We start from the raw sequence: 24,542 nt of genomic DNA, 5'->3' as shown, positions 1-24,542 counted from the left end.
CAGCTCCTTAGGGGGTGAGGGTGAAGGGTCGGAAGGTGCGTGGCCCGTAGAGCCGGTCCAGCACCTGGTCGAGTTCGCGCAGCAGACGCCAGGCGTCGTCGGGTCGCTTGTCCAGCAACCGCTGCCGACAGCCCTCGGCGAAGGTGAGCAGCTCATGCGGCGCGTGGCGGTTCAGCAGCCAGGTCATGCAGCGGGTGGCCAACCAGATGTCGGTGCCCGGCCCGGACTGCCGCTTCTGGGCGACCTCGGGCGGGTACCAGTCCTCATGGCCGGGCACCAGCGCCGGGATCGTGCTGCCGACGGGTGCCGAGAAGCACCAGTCGACGAGCACCACGCCGTGGGCGTCCGGCTCGATCAGCACGTGTCGTGGCAGTACCGCGCCGTGCACCACGCCGGCCCGGTGGGCCAGGCCGAGCGCCACCAGCAGTCGCCGCCACATCCAGGCCACGTCCCGGGCGTCCAACCCGTCGGGGTACGCGCGCCGCACCTCGTCGAGGTCGTGCAGCCCCGGTGCGGTGGCCAGCACGTTGATCCGACGTTCCGCGCCGGTGGCGGTGTCGCGGTGCCGGAACTCGTCCACCAGTCGGGGCACGTACGGCAGGTAGCGGGGGTCGCCGCGCTCGGCGATGGTGCGCAGGGCGTGTGCCTCGCGGGTCATCAGGTCGTTGTCGGTGGGCCGCCGGGGCAGCTTGAGTAGTCGGTCGTCGCCCACGTCGTAGAGGTCGGCCAGGTCACCGGAGTGGGCCGGCGCGCCGAGCCGGTAGTCGCCGAGGACTGTCACCTGCCGGGCCCGCCACCTGGTGGTGACGTGGATGAACGCCTCGGTGGCTTCGGCGCGTACCGCCGGGTCGGCCGGCAGGTGGTCGGGGTGCAGGGCCGCGACCAGCTCGCGGTAACGCCGGGCCGGCTGGTCCGCGCCGAACAGGTCGGCGTCGGTGCGGGCCGCCGCGACCAGGCCGATGGCCTCCGCCGTCCTCATCGCACCGTCTCCTCGCGGGCCGGGCGCAGCAGCGCCGGGTGCAGCAGGCGGGCGTCGCCGGCCCGGTAGAGCCGGGCGCGGGGGCCGCCTCGACTGCCGCCGCGCTCGGTGTTGGTGCCGGTGCTCTCCACGAAGCCCGGCACGGACAGCACCTTGCGGTGGAAGTTGCCGGCGTGCAGCGGGTGACCCCAGACCGTTTCGTAGACGGCGCGCAGCTCGCTGATGGTGAACTCGGCGGGCAGGAAGCGGGTGGCGAGCGGGGTGTACTCCAGCTTGGACCGGGCCCGCTCCAGCGCGTCGTCGATGATCCGGCCGTGGTCGAAGGCGAGCTGCCGGCTGCTCAGCGCGGTCACCGGCAGCCAGATCGCCTCGTCGGCGTCGGTGCCGGGGGCCGGGTCGGGCAGGTCGGGGGCGAACGCGAGGTGGGCGATCGAGACGATGCGCATCCGCGGGTCGCGGTCAGGAGCGCCGTAGCTGCCCAACTGCTCCAGGTGTACGCGGCGCAGCCCTTCGCCGCCGAGCCCGGTCTCCTCGGCCAGCTCGCGTCGGGCGCCGGTGGTCAGGTCCTCGTCGGGGTGGACGAAGCCGCCGGGCAGCGCCCAGTGGCCCTCGAAGGGTGCCTGGCCGCGTCGGATCAGCAGCAGGTGCAGCGCGTCGTCGCGGATGGTGAATGCGACCACGTCGACGGTCACCGCGACCGCCGGATAGGCCCGGGGGTCGTACGCGTCCAGGAACTCCTGCTCGTTCACTGCGTCTCTCTCACTATGAGAACATCTCTATGTGAGAACAACCTAGCGCATGGGTGCGCCCCTGCCAAGCCCGACTGCTCAGCGGGGGGCGGGTCAGCGCATCAGACCGCCGGGTGCGGTCGCACGGTGCCGGCCGGGTGCGGTCGCACCAAGCCAGCCGGGTGCGGTCGCACCAAGCCAGCCGGGTGCGGTCGCACGGAGCCCGCCAGGTGCGGTCGGCCGCGCGAGTCGTGCAGGGCGAATCCGCCGTCCGGCAGCAGAGCGAAGCTCACGGTGCTCGGAAGCGGCACCGGCAGCTTGAAGGCGACCTCGACGGCGTAGGAGTCCGGCAGCCGGTTCTCCAACGCGGCCAGGCAGCGCGCCTTGCTCCACATCCCGTGCGCGATCGGCCGGTGGAAACCGAACAGCCGCGCACCGAGCCGGGAGGTGTGGATCGGGTTGTGGTCGCCGGACACCCGCGCGTACTCCGTGCCGATGCGAGGCTCCACCCGCCAGCGGGCCGTGCCGGCCGGCGCGTCGGGCCGTCCACCCCGGTCGCCGCCGCCGGGCTTGCGCTCCCGACCCAGGTACGTCGAGACACCCTCCCAGACCTTCTCGCCGTCGACGGAGCCGACCAGCACCACGTCCACCTGCCGTCCCCGGTCGTGCGGGCGCAGGTTCTCGGCGTACGCGACGAAGTCGACACTCTCGTCGGCGGTGATCGGACGGTGCACGGCGATCCGGTTGCCGACGTGCACCAGGCCGGTGAGGGGGATCGGGAACGCCGGCAGCGTCATCAGCCGAAGGGTCAGCGGGAAGCCCATGACGTGCGGGAAGGTCCCCGGCAGCCGATCGCTGAGCCGGAACCCGCAGACCCTGTCGTAGTCGGCCAAGCGTGCCCGGTCGACTGTCACCCCGCTGACGGCCAGCTCGACCGGCGGCAGGCCGCTCCCGCGCCGCCCGCCGCCGAGACCCGGCAGCGCGCCGAGCAACGCCCGCCGGTTCAACGCCCCGACCGCCGGCATCCGGGGCAGGTCGATCCGGGTGCGGCTGCCCGACGCCGGTTCGAGAGCCGCGGCCAGTGTCTCAGCGGTCAGCGCTTCGGTCGGGCCGTCGATCAGCTCGTGCAGGGAAAGGTCGTCGTCCGGCTCCCTCTTGCCCCGCATCACGCCCCCAGCAGGCTCTGGCCGCACACCCGGACCACGTTTCCGCTGACCGCGCCACTCGCCGGCCAGGCCAACCAACCGATCGTCTCGGCCACGTCCACCGGCAGGCCGCCCTGGGCCAGGCTGTTCATCCGCCGGCCCGCCTCACGGACCACCAGCGGGATGCGCGCGGTCAGCCGGGTCTCGATGAAGCCGGGGGCCACCGCGTTGACGCTGATGCCCCGCTCCCGCAGGGTCGGGGCGAGCGAGTCGACCAGCCCGATCACTCCGGCCTTGCTGGTGGCGTAGTTGGTCTGACCCCGGTTGCCGGCGATCCCGGCGATCGAGGAGACCGACACGATCCGCCCGCCGGTCGGGATCAGACCGCGCTCCAGCAGCACGTCGTTGATCCGTTCCTGGCTGGACAGGTTGACGTCGAGGACCTGGTCCCACCGGTCGGCGTCCATCCGGCCGAGCGTCTTGTCCCTGGTGATGCCGGCGTTGTGCACCACCACGTCGACCCGGCCGTGCCGGCTGGCCAGGTGCTCGGCGAGCCGGATCGGCGCGTCCGGTGCGGTCAGGTCGAGCTGCACGGCGGTGCCGCCGATGTCGTTCGCCACCGCCGCCAGCGCGTCTCCGGCGGAGGGGATGTCCAGGGCGACCACCTGTGCGCCGTCGCGGGCGAGCACCGTGGCCAGTGCCGCGCCGATGCCCCGGGCGGCGCCGGTGACCAGCACCACCTGCCCGTCCAGTGGGCGCTCCCAGTCGGCCGGGACGCTCGCCTCGCCGGCACCGACCCGGATCACCTGACCCGACACGTACGCGGACCGCCCGGAGAGAAGGAACCGGAGAGTCGATTCGAGGCTGGTGAGAACGCCGTCCCCGGCGGCCCGGGTCACGTAGACGAGCTGGGCGGTGGTGCCCCGACCGAACTCCTTGCCGACGCTGCGGACCAGCCCTTCCAGGGCGCGCTGGGCGGTCGCCTCGCGGGGCGTCGGGCACTCCTGCGGCGGAGTGCCCAGCACGATCACCCGGCCACTGGGCAGCACGGCCCGGGCGTGCGGGTGGAAGAAGTCGTAGAGCTGGCGGAGCTGGGTGGAGTCGCTGATGCCGCTGGCGTCGTACACCAGGGCTCCGAAGCGGTCCTGGGGTCCGGCGCCGGCGGCATCGCGCAGCTCGACCCCGGCGGCCGTCAGGATCGTGCCGATCGGCTCGGCGAGCCGACCGCCGGTGGCCGCGCCGAGCAGTGCCGGACCAGGCAGCAGCGGGTCGCCGAGGTGGTGCCGGCGCAGTCGAGGCGGATCGGGCAGCCCGAGGCGCTTGACCACCGTGCGGCCGGCGGCCGATTGGACGAAGCTCGCGTACCTGTCGGTCATGGGCGTAGCCTACTGGCGAGTAGGGTTCGAGCAACACTTTGCGAGGAGGCGGATCGTGCAGAGCATCCGGAGGGTCGCGGTCATCGGGGGCAACCGCATCCCCTTCGCCCGTTCCAACTCCCGCTACGCGGACGCGTCCAACGCCGACCTGCTCGGCGCGGCGCTGGACGGCCTGATCGCCCGGTACGGGCTGGCCGGGCAGCGGGTCGGCGAGGTGGTGGCAGGGGCGGTGCTCAAGCACTCCCGCGACTTCAACCTCACCCGCGAGGTGGTCCTCGGATCCCGGCTCGACCCGCACACCCCCGCGTACGACCTCCAGCAGGCCTGCGGCACCGGCCTGGAGGCGGCCATCCTCGTCGCCAACAAGATCGCCCTCGGGCAACTCGACGTGGGTATCGCCGGGGGTGTCGACACCACCTCCGACGCGCCGCTCGCTGTCAACGAGGAGATGCGCCGCACGCTGCTCAAGCTCAACAGCGCCCGCACCCTCGGCGAGCGGTTGAAGGTCGCCGCCCGGCTGCGCCCGCTCCAGCCGTTCAAGCCCGACCTCCCGCGCAACGCCGAACCGCGTACCGGCCTGTCCATGGGTGACCACGCCGCCCAAACCGCGCTGCGTTGGCACATCGACAGGCGATCCCAGGACGAGCTGGCGCTGCGCTCACACCAGCGGCTCGCCGCCGCGTACGACAGGGGCTTCTTCGACGACCTCATGACGCCGTACCTGGGGCTGACCCGCGACCAGAACCTGCGCCCGGACACCAGCGTGGAGAAGCTCGGCTCGCTCAAGCCGGTCTTCGGCACCCGCGGCCCGGACGCCGAGCAGGCCACCATGACCGCCGGCAACTCGTCACCGCTCACCGACGGGGCATCCGCCGTGCTGCTGGCCAGCGAGGAGTGGGCCGCCGCGCACAACCTGCCCGTGCTGGCCTGGTTCAGCTGGTCGGAGACGGCGGCGGTGGACTTCGTGCACGGCGACGAAGGACTGCTGATGGCTCCCGCGTACGCGGTGCCCCGGATGCTGGCCCGGGCCGGGCTGACGTTGCAGGATTTCGACTACTACGAGATCCACGAGGCGTTCGCCTCGCAGGTGCTCGCCACCCTGGCCGCCTGGGAGTCACCCGAGTTCTGCAAGGACCGGCTCGGCCTGGACGCGCCGCTCGGGTCGATCGACACCGACCGGCTCAACGTGAACGGCTCCTCGCTGGCCGCCGGGCACCCGTTCGCCGCCACCGGCGGGCGGATCGTGGCGACGCTGGCCAAGCTGCTGGCCGAGAAGGGCAGCGGACGCGGGCTCATCTCGATCTGCGCGGCCGGTGGCCAGGGCGTGACGGCGATCTTGGAGCGCTGAGCGGAACGTCGCTTACCGAGTCACCTGGCAGCGGGCGTTAACGAGCCGTTCAGCAGCCTGCCCGCTGGTGGAGGGTTTACCGCGCGATGGTGATCGTTGCCGCGCCCTCGGCGCGCAATTGATCACTCCTGCGTGCGGATCGGGGCCGTATCACCATGGAGTCTGTCGTTCCACGGACGGTCACCCTCTCGGTGGTCATCCCGATGTTCAACGAGACCGCTGTCATACCGGCTCTGGTCGCCCGGTTGCGGCCGGTCCTCGACGCACTCGGTGTCGAGTACGAGGTGGTCGCCGTCGACGACGGCAGTCGGGACGACACCGTGTCGGTGCTCTTCGACCATGGCCGGGAGTGGCCCCAACTCCGAGTGCTCCGACTGCGGCGCAACAGCGGTCACCAGGCGGCGTTGACGGCTGGCCTGCACCGGGCCGTCGGACACTGGGTGGTCAGCCTGGACGCCGATCTCCAGGATCCGCCGGAGACCATCGCCGAGATGCTTCGGGTGGCCCGCGAGGACGGGGTGGACGTCGTCTACGGCGTGCGCGCCGACCGCAGCACCGACACGGCCTTCAAGCGCAACACCGCCCGGGGTTACTACTGGGCGATGCGTCGGATCGTCGGTGCCGACCTGCCCGCGCAGGCCGGTGACTTCCGGTTGCTCAGCCGGGACGTGATCGAGGTTCTGCGCGGACTGCCCGAGCGCGCCCCGGTCTACCGGCTGCTGGTGCCGTCGCTCGGCTTCCCCAGCGCCGAGGTGCGCTACGACCGCGAGGCCCGTGCCGCCGGGGAGACGAAGTATCCGCTGCGCCGGATGGTCGCGCTGGCCTGGGAGAGCACCGCGAACTTCTCGGCCGCGCCCCTGCGCCTGGCCACCTGGATGGGGATGTCGAGCTTCCTGCTCTGCCTGGCCCTGATCGTGTTCGGCATGGTCGTGCACGTCTCCGGTGCCACCATCCCCGGCTGGACCTCGATGTTCGTCGCGGTGCTGCTGCTCAGCGGGGTGCAGTTGGTCTGTCTCGGCCTGCTGGGCGAGTACGTCGGCCGGATCTACGCCACGGTGCAGAACCGGCCCGCCTTCCACATCGGCTTCGACTCCCGGGACGGGGTTCCGGGTGCCGAGGCAGGTGCACATGGTCGTGTCGGTGACGACGTTGTCCGCCTCCGTGGCTGACGCCCTGCTGGCCGAGCGGGTCGACACTCCGGCCCCAACCTCGGCCCCGCGCCGGAATGCTCTCGTGCCGATTCTCAGCGCGCTCCCGTGGGTGCTCGTGATCGGCGCACTGCTCGTGGTGTGGTCACGGGGCAGCGTGCCGGTGCCGGACCTCGCGTGGTTCTCCGCGTACTGGGCGTTCGCGCTCGTACTCCCCGGGACCCTGGTGCACCGCGCGCTGCGCGGCAGTCGCGGCAACCTCCCCGAGGACCTCGGCTTCGGCGCGGCCACCGGCCTGCTGTTGGAGATCGTCGCCTGGGCGTCGGCGGCGGCGACCGGTCAACAGACCCTGCTGCGGTGGTGGCCGCTACCCGTACTCGTCGCGTTCGCCGCCGTGCCCCGGCTGCGCCGGCACTGGCGGGTCGGTGAGCGCCGTCCGCTGCCGGTCGGCTGGCACTGGGGCATGGGTGCGGCGCTGCTGGTGGTGCTGGCCTGGGGGTACGTCCAGTGGCGGATGGTTCCGCTGCCTCCGGTATTCGGCGGCTACTACCAGGACGTGCTCTACCACCTGGGTCTGGTGCAGGAGTTGACGCGGGCGATGCCATTCGAGTTGCCGCACGTCGCGGGGGAGGCGTTGCGCTACCACTACCTCTCCGACGCCCACATCGCCAGCGCCAGCATGATCACTGGTATCGCGCCGACGACGGTGCTGCTGCGACTCTGGCTGGTGCCGGTGGTCGGCGTGGCGGTGGTGCTCGCGGCCGGACTCGCCCGCGACCTGAGTGGAGCGGTCTGGGCCGGTCCGGTGGCCGCCCTCACCGCTTTCACCGGTGCGGCGGTCACGCTCGGCTCGCCCGCGGGTGTGTCCGGCGAGATGCCGCTCTCCTACGCCAGCCCCTCCCAGACGTACGTGCTGGTGCCGTTGTTGCTGCTGGCCGGGCTCGTTGTCGACGCGGCCCGGGGGCGTTCCCTCGGCCCGGCCTGGCCGCTGGTCCCGGCGCTCGGGCTGGTCTGTGCGGGGGCGAAGTCCAGCGCGTTGCCGCCGCTGATCGCCGGCCTGGGTCTCACCGCCGTGGTGTTCTGGTGGCGCAAGCGGCAGATCCCACTACCCGCCCTGGTGGCGTTGGCCTGTCTGGTGGCGGCGATGGCGCTCGGTTTCCGGCTGTTCGCCGGTGGCGGGGCCTCCACCCTGCGCGTGCAGGCGTTGGCGTTGCTGCACTTCGTCGCCCCGTACGCCGAGACGCTCGGGCCGGGTGACGGGATCTGGCCGAGCGCACCGCTGCCACCGGGCATCAACGACGGTGGTGTCCTCGGATGGCTGCTGGCGTTCGCGGTGGTCGGCTGGTGGGTGCTGGGTCAGTCGCCACGGTGGGTGGGCATGGGCCTGCTCGGCGAGCGTGGGCACCGGGCCGATCCGGCTGTCTGGCTGCTCGCCGGCACGGTCCTCGCCGGGGCCGCCACCACCTGGGTGTTCCAGCACCCGTCGATCAGTCAGATCTACTTCTGGATGGGCGTCATCCCGATCGGCGTCGTGCTGACCACCTGGTCTCTCGCTGCGGCTCGGGCGCCCTGGCCGGTGTTGGTGGTGCCCGCCGTGGCCGGCGCGTTGGCGGGGCTCGCCACCGCCGGCACGGTGGTGGGTTTCGCCGTGCCGAGGATCAGCCGGCCCGGCACCCCCACCACCTCGACGATCGAGGGGTGGCTGCGGGTCCTGGGTCTCTCGGCCGCACGGTACGTGCTGTTCGTGGCGGTTGCCGCCGCGCTCGCCGTCGCGGTGGCGGCCCTGTGGCGGCGTCGCGTCTCGGCACCGGCAGCGTCGGGAGCAGGTCGTCGGCGAACGGTGACGATCGCCCTGGCCGGGGTCACCGCGGCGCTGCTCGGTGCCAGCGCCGCCGTCGTGCTGGGCGGGACGGTGCGCTCGGTGCTGACCGAGCCGGGGCCGCCGGCCACCGGACCGCAGCCGTACGCGCTGACCGCCGCCGAGATGCGCGCGGCTCTGTGGCTTGACGACAACGCCGCCGACGACGACGTGGTCGCCACCAACGTGCACTGCCGGCCGGTGCGGACGACCCCACACTGCGACGCCCGGGCGTTCTGGGTGACCGGGCTGGGCGGACACCGCACGGTGGTGGAGAGCTGGGGCTACACCGACGCGGTGGTGGCCGCCCACGGCGTCGACAACCTGGGGTACGCCCGGCAGAACTTTCCCGATCAGGAGTTGCTCGCGCTCAACGACGGTGTGTTCACCTCACCGACAGTGGCCGACCTGGATCGGCTCCGGACGGAGTACGGGGTCCGTTGGCTCTTCGCCGACAGCCGGGCCGGTGCGGTGTCGCCGGAGCTGGCCCGGCTGGCCCAGGTCCGGTTGGTCGCCGGCTCGGTGACCGTCTACGAGCTCGCCCGCTCCTGACCGCCCCCCGGGGTTCCGGCCCGGTCCAGGCGCCGGTCAGCGGGTGCGGGACAATGAGGTACGTGACGACGATCCCGAACGTGCTCGCCAACCGGTACGCCTCGCCCGAACTGGTCGCCCTCTGGTCTCCGGAGGAGAAGGTCCGGATGGAGCGGCGGCTCTGGCTGGCCGTGCTTCGCGCCCAACGCGACCTGGGCGTCGCGGTGCCGGACGGCGTGGTCGAGGCGTACGAGCGGGTGCTCGACCAGGTGGACCTCGCCTCGATCGCGGAGCGGGAGCGGGTCACCCGGCACGACGTGAAGGCCCGGATCGAGGAGTTCAGCGCGCTCGCCGGGCACGAGCACGTGCACAAGGGGATGACCTCCCGGGATCTGACCGAGAACGTCGAGCAGCTTCAGGTGCGCGCCTCGCTGGAGCTGATCCGGGACCGCGTGGTGGCCACCCTGGCCCGCCTCGCCTTCCTGGCGTACGAGCACTCCGAGCTGGTCATGACCGGCCGTTCGCACAACGTGGCGGCGCAGGCCACCACGCTCGGCAAGCGCTTCGCGTCGGCGGCCGAGGAGCTGCTGATCGCGTACGAGCGGCTGGAGGAGTTGATCGCCCGGTACCCGTTGCGGGGGATCAAGGGCCCGGTCGGCACGGCCGCCGACCAGTTGGACCTCTTCGACGGGGACGCCGACAAGGTGGCCGAGCTGGAGCGGCGGGTCGCCGAGCACCTGGGCTTCTCTCGGGTGCTGGACAGCGTCGGGCAGGTGTACCCGCGCTCGCTCGACTTCGACGTGCTGGCCGCGCTGGCGCAGACCGCCGCGGCGCCGTCGTCGTTGGCCACCACGATCCGGTTGATGGTCGGCCAGGAGTTGGCGACCGAGGGCTTCAAGCCGGGCCAGGTGGGCTCCAGCGCGATGCCGCACAAGATGAACACGCGCTCGTCGGAGCGGGTGAACGGCTTCGCTGTGATCATCCGGGGTTACCTGTCGATGGTCGGCGAGCTGGCCGGCGACCAGTGGAACGAGGGGGACGTGTCCTGCTCGGTGGTCCGTCGGGTCGCCCTGCCGGACGCGTTCTTCGCCGCCGACGGGCTGTTCCAGACGTTCCTCACAGTGCTCGACGAGTTCGGCGCGTACCCGGCGGTGATCAACCGGGAGTTGGAGCGGTTCCTGCCGTTCCTGGCCACCACCAAGATCCTGGTGGCGGCGGTTCGGCGCGGCGTGGGCCGGGAGGTCGCCCACGAGGTGATCAAGGAGCACGCGGTCGCCGTGGCTCTGGCGATGCGCGAGAAGGGCTCCCCGGAGAACGACCTGTTCGACAGGTTGGCGGCCGACGGGCGGCTCGGCCTGTCCCGCGCCGACATCGACACCCTGGTCGCCGACCGGAGCGCCTTCGTGGGTGCCGCCCAGGCCCAGGTGGCAGCGGTAACCAAGCGGATCACCAAGGTGGTGGAAACCCACCCCGAAGCCGCCACGTACAGCCCACCCCCCATCCTCTGACCCCCTCTTTGCGGTGATCAAGAGGTTTGCGTCAACTTCGATCTCCCTGGTGACCGAAAGCTCTTGATCACCGCGGAAGGGGTGGAGGCTCTTACTCTCCGGTCGGGGTTTCTGCGGCTGTTCGCAGGTTGGGCGCGCTGGCCGGTTCGGCGATGCCCCCGAGGGACTCGGCGAAGGCCGGGTCGGTGGCGGTATCCGCGGCGACCGCCGGCTGGTCGGCCGGCATGACCTCGGGCATGACGGGTACGGCGATCACCGCCGTTCCGTACGCGCAGATCTCCATCCACATCTCACCGCAGTCCCGGCTGTCGAAGCGCATGCCGATCACGGCGTTCGCGCCGAGGCGCAGGGCCTCCTCGCCGAGCCGGGACACCGAGTCGGTGCGCCACCGGGTCAGGTTGTCCGGGGCCATCGGGTCGTACGCGCCACCGCGCAGGTTCTTGACCCCCTCGCGGTACGGGTTGCGCGTCCTGGCCATCGATGACACCACCTCACCGAGAATCTGGCGGATCTCGTAGCCGGGCAGTTGCTCCGTCGTCACGACCAGCACGTTTCCGATGCTGTCAGGAGGGGCCCGACCCGATCGGGCGCATTGTTCACCTGATCGGATGCTGCAAAACGGCGCGGCGCGGACGGCCGGCACGGGGCCCACCATCCGCGCCGCTCCGGGCGGTAACCGTCAGACACCGGCCACGGAGGTGATCCAGGCCCGGTTGTACGCAACACTGCCGTAGTTCTGGATGCTGTAGCCGTCGGCCGTGGAGGCGACGCCGACCTGCTGGCCGTTGTAGAACTGCGGGCCGCCCGAGTCGCCCCGCCAGGCGTTGCCGCTGATCTCGGTGCTGCGGATCGCCTGCCCGCCGTACGCGTCGGTGACGCTGTTGCTGGTCACCCGTACGGTGGCGGTCTTCAGCTGGGTCGACGCCGAGCAGCCGCTGTAGCAGGTCATGCCCCACCCGTAGATCGAGTTCGTCGAGTTGATCGGCGGGTTGCTGTTGGCCAGGGTCACCGTCGAGGTGGTGACGGCGCTGGAGAGCCGCATGAGCGCCAAGTCGCTGCGGGTGTAGGTGGCGCTGACCGTACGGGTGACCCCGCCGGAGGTGCGGTTCACGCTGCCGATCCGAACCGACATGGTGCCGTTGATGCAGTGCCGGGCGGTGAGCACCCACTGCGAGGCGATGACGCTGCCGGAGCAGGTGAACGAGCCGTTGCTGAGCACCGCGGCGGCCCAGGGCGCCGACGAGACGGTGGTGCCACCGATGATGGGTTGCGGGCCGGGCGGGGCGGCGGACGCGCCGGAGGTGGCACCGAGGGCGCCGACCAACGCGATGCTGACGGCGGCGAGCAGGGGGCGGATGCGCATCGGGTGAACTCCTTGGGCGGGGCGGACCCGGGGTCGCCGGGTGCGGATGGGTGCCGGTGGGAGGTCCCCGCCGACACCTCAATCGACTTACGTCGATGTACAGTAGGGCCCAGGTCGAGCGTTATCAAGGATTTGATCGAGGTTACTCAATGTAACGATTCGGCCTCCCGCTGCGCCGTATATGCCCTGCTGAGGCCACCTGCCCCGCCTGTCGGGCCGCCCTGAGCGCGGACAATGTCGATCACTGCTTGAACTGCACCCGGCCGGTGCGTCCGTGGCCGTATCTGCCAGGTACGCTGGCTGCGCTCGCCCCATGTGGGTCGGCACCCAACTGCGTACACAGTCAGGAGTGCCCAGTGCCTCGCGTCGTCGTCGACGTCATGCTCAAGCCCGAGATCCTCGATCCGCAGGGCCAGGCCGTCGCAAACGCGCTGCCCCGGCTCGGCGTCGGTGACGTCGCCTCGGTCCGGATCGGCAGGCGGATCGAGATCGAGTTCACCGGTGAACCGGACCTGGACCGCGCTCGGGAGATTGCCGACAAGTTGCTCGCCAACCCGGTCATCGAGGACTTCACCGTCCGCCTGGTCGAGGCCGACGAGACCGCGGACGCCCGCTCGTGACCGCCCGGGTCGGCGTGGTCACCTTCCCGGGCTCGCTCGACGACGGGGACGCGGCCCGGGCCGTCCGGATCGCCGGCGCGGAGCCGGTCCGGCTCTGGCACGGCGACGCGGACCTGCACGGGGTCGACGCTGTCGTGCTGCCCGGTGGCTTCTCCTACGGTGACTACCTGCGCTGCGGCGCCATTGCCAGGTTCGCCCCGGTGATGGAGACGATCGTGGACGCCGCCCAGGGTGGTCTGCCCGTGCTCGGCATCTGCAACGGCTTCCAGATCCTCTGCGAGGCGCACCTGCTGCCCGGCGCGCTCACGCGCAACCAGCACCTGCACTTCCGCAACCGGGACCAGGTCCTGCGTGTCGAGTCCGCCAGCACGGCGTGGACCAACGCGTTCCAGCCCGGCCAGGAGGTGCTCGTCCCGGTCAAGAACGGTGAGGGCTGCTACGTCGCGGACACCGCGACCCTGGACCAGCTCGAGGCCGAGGGCCGGGTGGTCGCCCGCTACGTCGGCGGCAACCCGAACGGTTCTCTGCGGGACATCGCCGCGATCACCAACGCCGCCGGCAACGTGGTCGGCATCATGCCGCACCCCGAGCACGCGGTGGAGGCGCTGACCGGCCCTTCGCTGGACGGCCTCGGCTTCTTCACGTCGGTCCTCAAGCACCTTGTCGGGGCGCCCGCGTGAGTGCGAGGAGCGCCGCGGTGACCAGCGTCACGATCATCGGTCTGCTCAACCGCCGTTCCGGCGGGCACGAGCGCAGCGAGGAGAGGTCATGACCACCCATCCGGACCCGGTACGGGACACCCCGGAGGCGTACTCCGCCCCGGCGCAGCCGGTTGAGCCGAGCCCGGCGCAGCCCGTCGCCCCGGCGGCCGCCCCCGCCCAGCCGGCCGCCGCCGTCTGGACCGAGGGCGTGGACACCGTGCCGCGCGCCGGTGGCACCCCGGGCGAGCTTCAGCCGTACACCGAGCTGGGCCTGCGTGACGACGAGTACGACCGGATCCGGCAGATCCTCGACCGCCGGCCGACGCAGTCCGAGCTCGCCATGTACTCGATCATGTGGAGCGAGCACTGCTCCTACAAGTCGAGCAAGGTGCACCTGCGTCAGTTCGGCGAGAAGGCCCCGCACAGCGACCGGTTGCTCGCCGGCATCGGCGAGAACGCCGGTGTCGTGCAGATCTCCGACGAGCTGGCGGTGACCTTCAAGGTCGAGTCGCACAACCACCCGAGCTTCGTCGAGCCGTACCAGGGTGCGGCGACCGGCGTCGGCGGCATCGTCCGGGACATCCTCGCCATGGGCGCCCGCCCGGTCGCGGTGATGGACCCGCTGCGTTTCGGTGCCGCGGACCACCCGGACACCGCCCGGGTTCTCACCGGCGTGGTCGCCGGCGTCGGCGGCTACGGCAACTGCCTCGGCCTGCCCAACATCGGTGGCGAGTTGGTCTTCGACCCCTCCTACCAGGGCAACCCGCTGCTCAACGCCCTCTGCCTGGGCGTGCTGCCGGTCGACCGGCTGCAGAACAAGGCCGCCGCCGGCCCGGGCAACGTTGTCGTGCTGATGGGCGCGAAGACCGGGCGCGACGGCATCGGCGGCGTGTCGGTGCTGGCCAGCGCCACCTTCGACGAGGGCAGCGAGGCGCGCCGCCCCGCCGTGCAGGTCGGCGACCCGTTCACCGAGAAGCTGCTGATCGAGGCGTGCCTCGAGCTGTACGACGGCCAGCTGGTCGTCGGCATCCAGGACCTCGGCGGCGCCGGTCTGACCTGCGCGCTCACCGAGACCGCCGCCGCGGCCGGCACCGGCATGCGGGTCTGGCTGGAGCGGGTGCCGCTGCGCGAGCCCTCGATGGAGCCGCACGAGATCCTGGCCAGCGAGTCGCAGGAGCGGATGCTGCTGGTCGTCGAGCCGGACAAGCTGGAGGCGGTGCTCAAGACCGCCGAGAAGTGGGGCGTGCTCGCCACCGCGATCGGTGAGGTCACCGCACCGGAGCCGGACGGACGTCCGGGTCGGCTGCTGATCACCTGGCAGGACCACCTGGTCGTCGACGTACCGCCGGGTTCGCTCGTCGACGACGGCCCGGTCTACGCCCGACCGATGCGGGAGCCGGCCGACCTGATCCTGCTCCAGGCCGACCGGGCCGAGACCCTGCCCCGGCCGTCCGACCCGGAGGCGCTGCGGGAGACCGTGCTGCGCATGATCGCGTCGCCGAACCTGGCCGACAAGACCTGGGTCACCGAGCAGTACGACCGTTACGTGCTGGGCAACACAGTGCTCGCCCAGCCGGAGGACGGCGGCGTCATCCGGATCGACGAGCGCACCGGGTTGGGTGTGGCGCTGTCGGTGGACGGCAACGGTCGGTACGCCCGACTGGACCCGTACAACGGCACCAAGCTGGCCCTGGCCGAGGCGTACCGGAACGTCGCGGTGACCGGCGCGAAGCCGATCGCCGTGACCAACTGCCTCAACTTCGGCTCCCCCGAGGACCCGGGTGTGATGTGGCAGTTCGCCGAGGCCGTGCGCGGCCTCGCGGACGGCTGCCTGGAGCTGGGCATCCCGGTGACCGGTGGCAACGTCAGCTTCTACAACCAGACCGGCGCGGCGGCCATCCACCCGACCCCGGTGGTCGGTGTGCTGGGTGTGTTGGACAACGTCGCCGACCGGGTGCCGATGGGCTTCGTGCCGCGCGCCGGTGGCGACCACGACCAGCTCTACCTGCTCGGCGAGACCAACGTGGAGCTGTCCGGCTCGGAGTGGGCCTGGGTGACGCACGAGCACCTCGGTGGCATCCCGCCGCAGGTCGACCTCGCCCGGGAGAAGGCGCTCGCCGACCTGCTGGCCGAGGCGGCCCGGGTCGGGCACCTCAGCTCGGCACACGACCTCTCCGACGGTGGTCTCGCCCAGAGCCTGGTCGAGTCCTGCCTTCGCCGTGGCGTCGGTGCCCGGATCGCGGTGCCGGAGCAGTTCACCGAGGGTTCGATGCCGTTCGTCTACCTGTTCAGCGAGACCGCCACGCGGGCGCTGGTGTCGGTGCCGCGTGGCCACGACAAGGCGTTCGCGGCGCTCTGCGCCGAACGGGGCGTGCCGTTCGAGCTGATCGGTGTCACCGACCCGTCCGGCGGGGCGCTCGAGGTGCACGGGCAGTTCCGGATCGGCCTGGACGAGCTGCGCGCCGCGCACACCGAGACGTTGCCGCGCCTCTTCGGGGGCTCGGCCGCTGTCGAGGTGCCCGCGCCGGCCGCCGGTGTGGCGGGTGCGGTCGAGGGCGTACCGCTGCCGGTCACCTCGGACGAGGAGGCCGCACCGGTGGATCCGGCCGAGGTGATTTCCGAGCCCATCGCTACGTCCGGCCCCTCCCCGGAGACCGGTGCTGTCGAACCGATCGGGTCGGAGTCTTCCGACGGGTCCACCGACTCGGAGACCGGTGCCACCGAGCCGTCGCCTGACGAGCGCTGAGGCGTTGACGGCCGCCGTCTACGGCCAACCCGGTTCGGGCGCCAGGTTCGACTGGGGCCCGACCGGCGCGGCCGAACTCGGGCGGGTCTGTGCGGCGCTGGTGGTGGTGGACGTCCTGTCGTTCACCACCTCGGTGGAGGTCGCGGTCGCCCGGGGCATGCGGGTGCACCCCTTCCCCTGGGGTGAGCAGGCCGCCGAGTACGCACTACGCGTCGGTGCGGTCGCCGCAGTGGGTCGGCGGCAGGTGACCGCGACGCATCCGTGGTCGCTCTCGCCCGCCGCGCTGGTCGCCGCGCCGGTGGTGGCGGATCTGGTCCTGCCCTCGCCGAACGGCTCCGCCATCAGCGCCGCCGCCAGTGCCACCGGCCTACCGGTGGTCGCGGCGTGCCTGCGCAACGCGGGCGCCGTCGGGCGTTGGCTGCACCGCCAGGGGTACGGCACTGTGGACGCCCCGATCGGTGTGATCGCTGCCGGGGAGCGCTGGCCGGACGGCTCGTTGCGCCCGTCGGTGGAGGATCAACTCGGTGCCGCCTCGGTGCTGGACGCCCTCTCCGGAGTGCCGGGTGGGCTGTCCGTGGAGGCGGCCATGGCGCTCGCCGCGCTGGCCAGCACTCCGGACGTGTCCGCCGCCGTACGGGGCAGCGTCTCCGGGCGCGAGCTGACCGAGGGCGGCTTCGCCGAGGACGTGGACGTCGCAGTCCGGATCGGCGTGTCGGACGTCGTGCCGGTGCTCCGCCAGGGCGTCTTTTCCGCAGCCTGACGAACGGCCGCCCGACCAGCGACCGCCGGGTCAACGGCCGCCGGGTCAACGGCCGCCTGCGCAAGGTGCGCCCGCGCTCCGCTCCGCCCGCCGCCACCCTCTGCCGGGCCGGTCCGCCCGCGTTGATCGACTCGGCTTTCGTGAAGTCGGGGTGTCCAGGTCCGCCGGATGCCCCGACATCTGGTCAGGCGAGTGGATCTTGCCATAGACGAAACGGCCACCCGGATCTCCGGGTGGCCGTTCGCGTGCTGTTCTCGGTCAGTCGTCCAGCCAGTCGAGGCGTCGACCGCCCCGCTCGGTGGGCGGCGGGGTGTCCGGTCGGCCGCGGCCAGCCTGTTGGCCGTAGCCGCCCTGGTCGTAGCCCCGGTCGTCGTAGCCGCCGCGCTGTTGCTGCGGGGGTTCCTGACCGTAGCCGCCGCCCTGGTCGTAGCCACCGGCCGGTTGGCCGTACCCGCCCTGCTGCGGGGGTTCCTGGCCGTAGCCGCCCTGGTCGTAGCCCCGGTCGTCGTAGCCGCCGCGCTGCTGCGGAGGCTCCTGGCCGTAGCCGCCGCCCTGCTGCGGGGGTTCCTGGCCGTAGCCGCCGCCCTGGTCGTAGCCACCAGCCGGCTGACCGTAGCCACCCTGGTCGTAGCCGCCGGCCGCCGGTCCGCCGTACCCACCGGTCGGCTCAGCCGCCCGTCCGCCGTACGGGGCCGTGTCCGGCTGACCGTAGCCCTGCCCCTGCTCGGGCTGGTAGACACCCGTCGCGTACGGGTCGGCCGGCGCCGGGTACTGGGTGTTGTCGCCGGTGTAACGGCCGGTCGGCTCGTCGTACCGCTCGCCGTAGGCACCTCCGCCGGCGGGAGCCGGCGGGTAGCCCGCCGCCCCGGCCTGGGCGGTGTAGTCCCGGCTGCCGTAACCGCCACCGGAGGTCGGCGCACCACCGTAGCCGGCCCCGGAACCGGGCGCGGCGCCATAGCCGTCACCGGCTGCGCCGGCACCGTAGCCACCACCGGAGGCCGGGTCGTTGCCGTAGCCGCCGGCACCGTAGCCACCGGGTGCGGGTTCGTCACCGTAACCGGCGCCGCCCCAGCCCTGCTGGCCCGCGCCGCCGTACGCCTGCGCCGGCGCGCCGTACGGGTCCGGCGGGACGTCGTCGACGACCGGGCGGTGCATCATCGTCGGCGCCTCGCTCAGCGCCGCGCCGCCGATCATTGTCGGGTCCGCGCCGGGTCGACCACCCACCACCCGGGTCTGGTCGTCGGGGCCGCGGAAGCCGCCACCGCGCGTGGGCGGGACCGGGCCACCACCGGTGGCCGGCACGGCGTCGTCGTCGCCGCCGTTCTCCTTGCGCTTCATCCAGAGCAGCACGATGGTGCCGACACCGGCGGCCACCAGGAGACCGCCGAGCAGGATGATCAGGTACGAACCCGCGCCGCCGCCGCTGTCCTCGTTGTTCGAGGCGTTCGCCGGCGCGCCAGGGCTGGCTTCCTCGCTCGCCTCGTCCTCGGCGCCCTCCTCGGTGACCTCCTCGGTGGGAGTCGCCTCGGCGCTGGCCGACGGGGTGGGGCTGGGCGTCACCTCGGTCTTGATCGCGAGGCTGATCCGTTGACCGGTGAGTGCCTGCCCGGCGGCGGCGTTGATGGTCTTGCGGGCCACCACGTTGTCGAAGCTGGCACCCAGGTCGAGTCGACCCGGCGCGATCGGGTTGCCCGTGGTGCCGGTGAAGCGGAAGTTGCCGCTGCCGTCGCTGGTGGTGTCGAAGCGCTTGCCGGTGCTGTCCAGCAGCATGACCACAGCGTTGGGCACTGCCTTGCCGTCGGCCTGCGCGACCACCTTGCCGGAGACCGACTGCACGGTCTGCGCCTGCGGCGGCGCGGCCTTGCCCTTGACGGTCACCGCCAGGGAAGCGGTATTCGGGCCGGAGTCGGCTTCGACGGCCACGGTGGCAGTGGCGTTCGCGTCGCCAGCGCTGTCGTTGGCCGCGATCCTGACCAGCACCGTCTTTGACGGGTTACCCAGGCCGCCGGGAAAGTCGAAATCGCCGCAGCCGCTGGCGCAGCTGACGCCGGATGGCAGGCCAGAAAGACTGATCTTTCCCTTTTTTTCCTTGTCCTCGTTGCCGCCCGTAACGCGCACGGTGACTGTGGCGTCGCTGCCGGCGTTCACGGTGACCGAGCCAGGGGAAACGGTGACCTCTGCGGCCATTGCCGGTGTGGCGGGGACGGCGAGCAGAGCGCCGGCAACCAGCGCTACGACCACACCGGCCCGCTGCTTCCAGGCACGTCGGTGTGTTGACACGTCCACCGCCTTCCGGGCTGACTTCCCTCTGACCGGCGGGGCGCCGGGCCGGGGATCATCACGGTTCGAATACGCCGTCGGCAACTATGCCTTGTCCGACTGGATCGGCGCGACCCAGGGCCAGCGTCGGGTAGTTGGCCTGCGGGTCGTATCGTCCCGTCGTGTCCTCTCCGCACAGTAAGTCCGCTGCCGTAACTGCCGCATTGTCGGCGCTCGACGAGGGCCGTACGCCCGAACGGACGGTGTTCCGAGAGGCGGTCCGGTCGTTGTTGGCCGTCCTCGCGGAGCGCGCCCCCGGCCGATCGGTGGAGGTGCGCGTCCCACCATACGGGGCGATCCAGTGCGTACCCGGACCTCGACACACCAGGGGAAATCCGCCGAACGTGGTCGAGATGGCGCCGGACACCTGGCTGAGGTTGGCGACCGGGAGGATCGCTTGGGCCGAGGCGGTCGCCGAGGGTCGGGTTCAGATGAGTGGTGTCCGGGCGGACCTCTCGGCGCATCTGCCCCTCGAATTGTCATGACGTCCTACTTAGCGTGACGCTCCGCGCAGAATTCGTGACTATCTGTGCTGACGGCGATTCGCGTACACTGTCAGGCGACGACAGTGGTCCCGGCAGAGAAGTGTGGATCCGCCCGTGATCCCGCCCGGCCGGTCCAGACCAGCATGAGGGAGCGGTAGGTGCCCCGAGGCGACGGCCGGCTGAGCCACGACCTTGACCCCCAACGACCTGGCCCCCAGGATGCCTGTGGCGTCTTCGGCGTCTGGGCCCCCGGCGAAGAGGTTGCCAATCTGACCTACTTCGGCCTCTACGCCCTGCAGCACCGGGGCCAGGAGGCGGCGGGCATCGCGGTGAGCGATGGCTCCGGCGTGGTGGTCTACAAGGACCTCGGCCTGGTGGCCCAGGTCTTCGACGAGCCCACCCTGGCGAGCCTGCGCGGCCACCTGGCGATCGGGCACGCCCGCTACTCCACCACCGGCGCGTCGAACTGGGAGAACGCCCAGCCGACGATCCGTTCCACCACCTCGGGCACGACCATCGCGTTGGCCCACAACGGCAACCTGGTCAACACGGCCGAGCTGGAGAAGGAGGTCGCCGAGCGCGGCCTCGTCGCGGACGGCTCGACCAACGACACCTCCCTGGTGACGATGCTGCTGGCCGGCCGACCGGACCTGTCGGTCGAGGCGGCGGCGCTGGAGGTGCTGCCGCAGCTGCGTGGCGCGTTCAGTTTCGTCTTCATGGACGAGTCGACCCTCTACGCGGCCCGCGATTCGCACGGTGTCCGCCCGCTCGTGCTCGGTCGCCTGGAGCGTGGCTGGGTGGTGGCCAGCGAAACCGCCGCCCTGGACATCGTCGGCGCCAGCGTGGTGCGTGAGGTCGAGCCGGGTGAGCTGATCGCGATCGACGAGAACGGCCTGCGCTCCACCCGGTTCGCCGCGCCGGAGCCGAAGGGCTGTCTCTTCGAGTACGTCTACATCGCCCGCCCGGACGCCACGATCGCCGGGCGCAACGTCCACGCGACGCGGGTGCAGATCGGTCGGCAGCTGGCCAAGGAGCACCCGGTCGAGGCGGACCTCGTCATCGGCGTGCCCGAGTCCGGCATTCCGGCCGCCATCGGCTACGCCGAGGCGTCCGGCATCACCTACGGCGCGGGCCTGATGAAGAACCCGTACGTGGGTCGTACCTTCATCCAGCCGTCGCAGACCCTGCGTCAGCTCGGCATCCGGCTCAAGCTCAACCCGCTGCGGGAGAACGTCCGGGGCAAGCGCCTGGTCGTCGTGGACGACTCGATCGTTCGCGGCAACACCCAGCGCGCGATCGTGCGGATGTTGCGTGAGGCGGGGGCGCTGGAGGTGCACGTCCGGATCTCCTCCCCACCGGTCAGCTGGCCGTGCTTCTACGGCATCGACTTCGCCACCCGGGCGGAGCTGCTGGCCAACGGGTTGGACAACGACGGCATCCGGCGCTCCATCGGCGCCGACACGCTGGGCTACGTTTCGCTTCCCGGCCTGATCGCCGCGACCGAGCAGCCGAAGACCCGGTTGTGTCGGGCGTGTTTCGATGGGGAGTACCCGATCGAGTTGCCGGCCGGCAACCTGATCGGCAAGCACGTGCTCGAAGGTGTGGGCCGACGCGTCGCCAACTCGGCGCTCGAAGGCTCGCACGTGAACGGCTCGTCCGTCGCCACTCCGGGTGGCGTTACCGCAAACCGCCCGTAGCACCAACCGGCGCGGCCCGGCTACCGCCGGCGGCACCGAGAACCAAAGGGGAGAACCGTGACGCACGTGTCCGAGCGCAGCGGCGCAGGAAGCAGCCCGACCGGCGCCGGCGGCGACCGTCAGCCGTGGACGGGCGGTGCTGGCCGCCAGGCCCGCAAACGCTCGGTCTCGTACGCCGATGCCGGGGTCTCCATCGACGCGGGTGACCGCGCGGTGGAGTTGCTCAAGTCGAAGGTGCGCCAGACCCGCCGGCCGGAGGTGCTGGGTGACCTCGGCGGCTTCGCCGGCCTGTTCCGCCTGGACACGAAGAAGTACAAGAACCCGATCCTGGCGTCCTCCACGGACGGGGTGGGCACCAAGCTGGTGATCGCTCAGCAGATGGACATCCACGACACGGTCGGCATCGACCTGGTGGCGATGGTCGTGGACGACCTGGTGGCGTGCGGTGCCGAGCCGCTGTTCCTGCTCGACTACATCGCCACCGGCGAGGTCGTTCCGGACAAGGTCGCCGAGATCGGGGCGGGCATCGCCGACGGCTGCCGCTACGCGGGCTGCGCGTTGCTGGGCGGGGAGACCGCCGAGCACCCGGGCGTGCTCCGCCCGGACGAGTACGACATCTCCGCGACCGGTGTCGGTGTGGTCGAGGAGGCCGACATCCTCAGCCCGGAGCGGGTCGAGGTGGGCGACGTCGTGATCGCGATGCGCTCCTCCGGCCTGCACTCCAACGGCTACTCGCTGGTCCGGCACGTGCTCCTCGGTGCGGCCCGGATGCGCCTGGACATCGTGATCGACGACTTCGGTCGGCAGCGGACCCTGGGCGAGGAGCTGCTCACCCCCACCAAGATCTACGCCAAGGACTGCCTGAAGCTGATCGCCGAGGCCGAGGTGCGGGCGCTGTCCCACATCACCGGCGGCGGCATCCCCGGCAACCTGGTCCGGGTGCTGCCGGAGCACGTCGACGCGGTGGTCAACCGGTCCACCTGGAAGCCGCAGCCGATCTTCGACCTGATCCAGACGAAGGGTCGCATCGACGACCAGGACATGGAGTCCACCTTCAACATGGGTGTCGGCATGTTCGCGATCGTGTCGGCCGAGGACGCCGACCGGGCGCTGGCCACGCTGACCGGCCGTGGTGTCGAGGCGTGGCAGGCCGGCGAGATCATCGAGGGCACCGGCAACGTGCAGATGGTCGGTCAGCACACCCGGGGATGATCACCCTCTGGTGATCGTACGGGCACCTGATCAGGGCTTCACCCGAGTGGCCAATGCCGCCTAGCCTGAAGGGCACCCTTCAGAGCCGGCGGAGGAGGGCGATGGCTGCTCGGGGACAGTCGTTCAGCGGGATGCGCGGTCTTGCCGCCGTCCCGTCGTACGTCGTCATGCAGCCGACGACCCTGTGCAACCTCGACTGCGCGTATTGTTACCTGCCGTTTCGGGCCACCGACCAGCGCATGCCGGTGGCGGTGGCCGAGGCGGTGGCGGCGGCGGTCAACCCCTGGGCGGTGGCGGGTCGGTTCTCCGTGGTCTGGCACGGCGGCGAACCGTTGGCTGCCGGCCCGGAGCACCTGGCCGACCTGATCGCGCCGTTCGGGCCCGAGGTCGAGCACCACGTGCAGACCAACGCCACCCTGATCGACGACGAGTGGTGCGACTTCTTCGCCCGGCACGAGATGCGGGTGAGTGTGAGCGTCGACGGTCCGCGGGCGCGTAACGGTGATCGGGTCAACCGGGGAGGCCAGCCGGCGTACGACCGGATCGTGCGCGGTGTCGCGGCGCTGCGCCGGCGCGGTCTGCCCTTCTCCGCACTGGCCGTGGTGTCCCGCCCGGAGCGAGGGCTGGCCACCGAGCTGTACGACTACTTCCTCGACCTCGGCTGCGACGTGTTGGGCATCAACATCGAGGAGACCGAGGGCGTCAACACCCGGGGCAACCGCCACGACGCGTCGGCGGTGACCGCGTTCTGGGCGGAGTTGGTGGCGGCCTGGCGGCGTGCGCCCCGGATCCACCTCCGCGAGGTGGAGTGGTCGTTGCGGTACGCCGCGGCGGTGCTCGACGGCTCGGCCGACGGTGTGCTGCCCCGCCACCTGGACCCGATCCCGACGATCGGTCACGACGGCTCGGTGACCGTGCTGTCCCCGGAGTTGGCTGGTTTCACCCACCCCCGCTACGGCGACTTCAGTAGCGGCAACGTCCTGAGAACCCCACTGGCGGAGATCCTCGGCGCGGCGGCGGCGACGCCGTGGGTCGGGGAGTTCCTCACCGGTGTGGAGGCGTGTCGGGCGTCCTGCCCCTACTTCGGCTTCTGCGGCGGTGGTCATGCCGCCAACCGTTACTTCGAGCTGGGGCGTTTTGACGGTACGGAGACCGAGCACTGCCGCAACAGCAAGATCCGCCTATTGGAGGGAGTGTTGGAGCATGCCCGAGAGCACCAGTGACCGGCGGCCCGAGCGCACAGCGGATGACGGGGTCAACGAGCGTGTGCGGGAGGCTGCTCCTGCCCTCGTCGCGCTGTTGCGGGAGGCCGAGGCCGCGCGACGCCTGCGTTCGGAGGTGTCAGGCGGCGACGGCGCGAGCGCGGTCTGTGCCTGGAACCACTTCGAGAACATCCCGACGTTCTACAACTGGAACAATCGCCCGCGCTGAGGGGGCCGTGAACAGGGGCCTGTCGAGCGGCCGGAGTGTTTCCGGTCGGGTCAGGCCCCTGATCGTCGGCGACTGCACCTGCACGGGACGTGCGTGAGCACGCGGGGATCACCGCGTGCTCAGCTGCGTCGAGAGGTCAGCGGGTCGGACGGACCCAGGGATCCGGATCGTCGTCCGCGTGATCCTCATCATCGTCGTCGACGAACTCTTTAGAGTCGTCGTCGAAGTGGTGCTCAGACTTACCAGCACCCGCCAGTTCGCGCTGCAAGGCGGTGAGGTCGGTGTTCGGGGAGTGGTACTTCAACTCCCGGGCCACCTTCGTCTGCTTGGCCTTAGCACGGCCGCGCCCCATGGCTCGACCCCCTCGCACAGAATGCGGGGCAGCCCGAAGGCGGGCCCCGATGACGTCAGGCATCTCTCGTGGCTCTTACGGTACATGGGGATGCCACCGTTCGGCACCTCGGGTTACCGTCAGCCGGCTCTGCGCGTCGCGTCGATCCGGCCGTCACCCAGTGTACCGGGTAAGGAGCGGAACGGTTAGCGCCCGTGACACCGGACAAACCGCACCAAAATTCGATCCGGCCTCA

21 protein-coding genes are annotated in these 24,542 nt (G+C 71.4%); 13 read left to right on the top strand and 8 right to left on the bottom strand.

All coding sequences use genetic code 11. The features are described 5' to 3' along the window. Positions 1-7 precede the first annotated feature (7 nt). The 4 genes from O3438_RS21690 to O3438_RS21675 all read right to left on the bottom strand — a co-directional run bounded on the left by O3438_RS21690 (position 8) and on the right by O3438_RS21675 (position 4,228). Positions 8-979: a serine/threonine protein kinase gene (locus O3438_RS21690; protein WP_269681642.1), complete on the bottom strand. Its 972-nt coding sequence runs from the start codon at positions 977-979 to the stop codon at positions 8-10. Beyond that, the gene (locus O3438_RS21685) at positions 976-1,728 is read right to left on the bottom strand and encodes an NUDIX hydrolase (RefSeq protein WP_269681641.1); all 753 of its coding nucleotides are present in this window, start codon (positions 1,726-1,728) and stop codon (positions 976-978) included. Before O3438_RS21685 ends, O3438_RS21690 begins: the two co-directional genes overlap by 4 nt. A 101-nt stretch (positions 1,729-1,829) precedes the next feature. Continuing rightward, positions 1,830-2,732, bottom strand: a complete 903-nt coding sequence (locus O3438_RS21680) for a MaoC/PaaZ C-terminal domain-containing protein (RefSeq protein WP_269683714.1) — start codon at positions 2,730-2,732, stop codon at positions 1,830-1,832. Positions 2,733-2,872: 140 nt separating this feature from the next. Continuing rightward, complete coding sequence (locus O3438_RS21675) at positions 2,873-4,228, bottom strand: 3-oxoacyl-ACP reductase (RefSeq protein ID WP_269681640.1); 1,356 nt, start codon at positions 4,226-4,228, stop codon at positions 2,873-2,875. A 55-nt stretch (positions 4,229-4,283) separates the two neighbouring features. Here O3438_RS21675 and O3438_RS21670 point away from each other — a divergent pair, with 55 nt between their 5' ends. The 4 genes from O3438_RS21670 to purB all read left to right on the top strand — a co-directional run bounded on the left by O3438_RS21670 (position 4,284) and on the right by purB (position 10,621). Beyond that, positions 4,284-5,576: an acetyl-CoA C-acetyltransferase gene (locus O3438_RS21670; protein ID WP_269681639.1), complete on the top strand. Its 1,293-nt coding sequence runs from the start codon at positions 4,284-4,286 to the stop codon at positions 5,574-5,576. A gap of 155 nt (positions 5,577-5,731) precedes the next feature. Continuing rightward, the gene (locus O3438_RS21665; RefSeq protein WP_269681638.1) at positions 5,732-6,745 is read left to right on the top strand and encodes a glycosyltransferase family 2 protein; all 1,014 of its coding nucleotides are present in this window, start codon (positions 5,732-5,734) and stop codon (positions 6,743-6,745) included. Beyond that, positions 6,717-9,134 carry a hypothetical protein gene (locus O3438_RS21660; protein ID WP_269681637.1) on the top strand — a complete coding sequence of 806 codons (2,418 nt, stop codon included), beginning with the start codon at positions 6,717-6,719 and terminating at the stop codon, positions 9,132-9,134. Before O3438_RS21665 ends, O3438_RS21660 begins: the two co-directional genes overlap by 29 nt. 62 nt (positions 9,135-9,196) lie before the next feature. Further along, positions 9,197-10,621: an adenylosuccinate lyase gene (gene purB / locus O3438_RS21655; protein ID WP_145778179.1), complete on the top strand. Its 1,425-nt coding sequence runs from the start codon at positions 9,197-9,199 to the stop codon at positions 10,619-10,621. 91 nt (positions 10,622-10,712) lie between these two features. Here the strand turns inward: purB and O3438_RS21650 are convergent, their stop codons facing one another. Continuing rightward, positions 10,713-11,276, bottom strand: a complete 564-nt coding sequence (locus O3438_RS21650) for a YbjQ family protein (protein ID WP_269681636.1) — start codon at positions 11,274-11,276, stop codon at positions 10,713-10,715. A gap of 24 nt (positions 11,277-11,300) precedes the next feature. Then, positions 11,301-11,984 carry a S1 family peptidase gene (locus O3438_RS21645; protein ID WP_269681635.1) on the bottom strand — a complete coding sequence of 228 codons (684 nt, stop codon included), beginning with the start codon at positions 11,982-11,984 and terminating at the stop codon, positions 11,301-11,303. Positions 11,985-12,340: 356 nt separating this feature from the next. Here O3438_RS21645 and purS point away from each other — a divergent pair, with 356 nt between their 5' ends. The 4 genes from purS (at position 12,341) to O3438_RS21625 (ending at position 16,811) form a co-directional block, all read left to right on the top strand. Beyond that, positions 12,341-12,604: a phosphoribosylformylglycinamidine synthase subunit PurS gene (gene purS, locus O3438_RS21640; RefSeq protein WP_030491392.1), complete on the top strand. Its 264-nt coding sequence runs from the start codon at positions 12,341-12,343 to the stop codon at positions 12,602-12,604. After that, the gene (purQ, locus tag O3438_RS21635) at positions 12,601-13,284 is read left to right on the top strand and encodes a phosphoribosylformylglycinamidine synthase subunit PurQ (RefSeq protein WP_269681634.1); all 684 of its coding nucleotides are present in this window, start codon (positions 12,601-12,603) and stop codon (positions 13,282-13,284) included. The genes purS and purQ overlap by 4 nt, the downstream gene beginning before the upstream one ends. An 88-nt stretch (positions 13,285-13,372) precedes the next feature. After that, on the top strand, positions 13,373-16,051 hold the full coding sequence (gene purL, locus O3438_RS21630; RefSeq protein WP_269681633.1) for a phosphoribosylformylglycinamidine synthase subunit PurL: 2,679 nt from the start codon (positions 13,373-13,375) through the stop codon (positions 16,049-16,051). Positions 16,052-16,055: 4 nt separating this feature from the next. Then, entirely contained in the window at positions 16,056-16,811 is a 756-nt protein-coding gene (locus O3438_RS21625) for a 2-phosphosulfolactate phosphatase (RefSeq protein WP_269683713.1), read from the top strand. Between the two features lie 258 nt (positions 16,812-17,069). On the opposite strand, the gene O3438_RS21620 is transcribed toward O3438_RS21625, so the two are convergent. Continuing rightward, entirely contained in the window at positions 17,070-19,091 is a 2,022-nt protein-coding gene (locus O3438_RS21620) for a carboxypeptidase regulatory-like domain-containing protein (RefSeq protein ID WP_269681632.1), read from the bottom strand. A 161-nt stretch (positions 19,092-19,252) separates the two neighbouring features. On the opposite strand from O3438_RS21620, the gene O3438_RS21615 reads away from it, so the two are divergent. From O3438_RS21615 to amcA, 5 genes are all read left to right on the top strand, one after another. Then, the gene (locus O3438_RS21615; RefSeq protein ID WP_269681631.1) at positions 19,253-19,615 is read left to right on the top strand and encodes a sterol carrier family protein; all 363 of its coding nucleotides are present in this window, start codon (positions 19,253-19,255) and stop codon (positions 19,613-19,615) included. 158 nt (positions 19,616-19,773) lie between these two features. Continuing rightward, positions 19,774-21,312, top strand: a complete 1,539-nt coding sequence (gene purF, locus O3438_RS21610; protein ID WP_269681630.1) for an amidophosphoribosyltransferase — start codon at positions 19,774-19,776, stop codon at positions 21,310-21,312. Positions 21,313-21,369: 57 nt separating this feature from the next. Continuing rightward, entirely contained in the window at positions 21,370-22,524 is a 1,155-nt protein-coding gene (gene purM / locus O3438_RS21605) for a phosphoribosylformylglycinamidine cyclo-ligase (protein WP_088986889.1), read from the top strand. Positions 22,525-22,655: 131 nt separating this feature from the next. Next, a complete protein-coding gene (gene amcB, locus O3438_RS21600) occupies positions 22,656-23,747 on the top strand; it encodes a cyclophane-forming radical SAM peptide maturase AmcB (RefSeq protein WP_332367497.1) in 1,092 nt (363 codons plus the stop codon). Further along, complete coding sequence (amcA, locus tag O3438_RS21595) at positions 23,728-23,955, top strand: multiple cyclophane-containing RiPP AmcA (RefSeq protein ID WP_269681628.1); 228 nt, start codon at positions 23,728-23,730, stop codon at positions 23,953-23,955. Before amcB ends, amcA begins: the two co-directional genes overlap by 20 nt. 136 nt (positions 23,956-24,091) lie before the next feature. Here amcA and O3438_RS21590 read toward each other — a convergent pair whose 3' ends face one another. Continuing rightward, positions 24,092-24,307 carry a DUF3073 domain-containing protein gene (locus tag O3438_RS21590; protein ID WP_030332207.1) on the bottom strand — a complete coding sequence of 72 codons (216 nt, stop codon included), beginning with the start codon at positions 24,305-24,307 and terminating at the stop codon, positions 24,092-24,094. Positions 24,308-24,542 lie beyond the last annotated feature (235 nt).

It is taken from the genome of Micromonospora sp. WMMC250 (assembly GCF_027460215.1).
Lineage (GTDB): Bacteria > Actinomycetota > Actinomycetes > Mycobacteriales > Micromonosporaceae > Micromonospora > Micromonospora taraxaci.
Note: the sequence above shows the minus strand (reverse complement) of the source record. Positions and strands in the feature narration are given on the sequence as shown.

Bases quoted from the DNA above. Each gene is read 5' to 3' on its own strand.
- O3438_RS21690 (WP_269681642.1), bottom strand. From the start codon at position 979: ATGAGGACGGCGGAGGCCATCGGCCTGGTCGCGGCGGCCCGCACCGAC.
- O3438_RS21680 (WP_269683714.1), bottom strand. From the start codon at position 2,732: ATGCCGGCGGTCGGGGCGTTGAACCGGCGGGCGTTGCTCGGCGCGCTG.
- O3438_RS21675 (WP_269681640.1), bottom strand. From the start codon at position 4,228: ATGACCGACAGGTACGCGAGCTTCGTCCAATCGGCCGCCGGCCGCACG.
- O3438_RS21665 (WP_269681638.1), top strand. From the start codon at position 5,732: ATGGAGTCTGTCGTTCCACGGACGGTCACCCTCTCGGTGGTCATCCCG.
- O3438_RS21650 (WP_269681636.1), bottom strand. From the start codon at position 11,276: ATGGTGGGCCCCGTGCCGGCCGTCCGCGCCGCGCCGTTTTGCAGCATC.
- O3438_RS21645 (WP_269681635.1), bottom strand. From the start codon at position 11,984: ATGCGCATCCGCCCCCTGCTCGCCGCCGTCAGCATCGCGTTGGTCGGC.
- purL (WP_269681633.1), top strand. From the start codon at position 13,373: ATGACCACCCATCCGGACCCGGTACGGGACACCCCGGAGGCGTACTCC.
- amcB (WP_332367497.1), top strand. From the start codon at position 22,656: ATGCGCGGTCTTGCCGCCGTCCCGTCGTACGTCGTCATGCAGCCGACG.
- amcA (WP_269681628.1), top strand. From the start codon at position 23,728: ATGCCCGAGAGCACCAGTGACCGGCGGCCCGAGCGCACAGCGGATGAC.
- O3438_RS21590 (WP_030332207.1), bottom strand. From the start codon at position 24,307: ATGGGGCGCGGCCGTGCTAAGGCCAAGCAGACGAAGGTGGCCCGGGAG.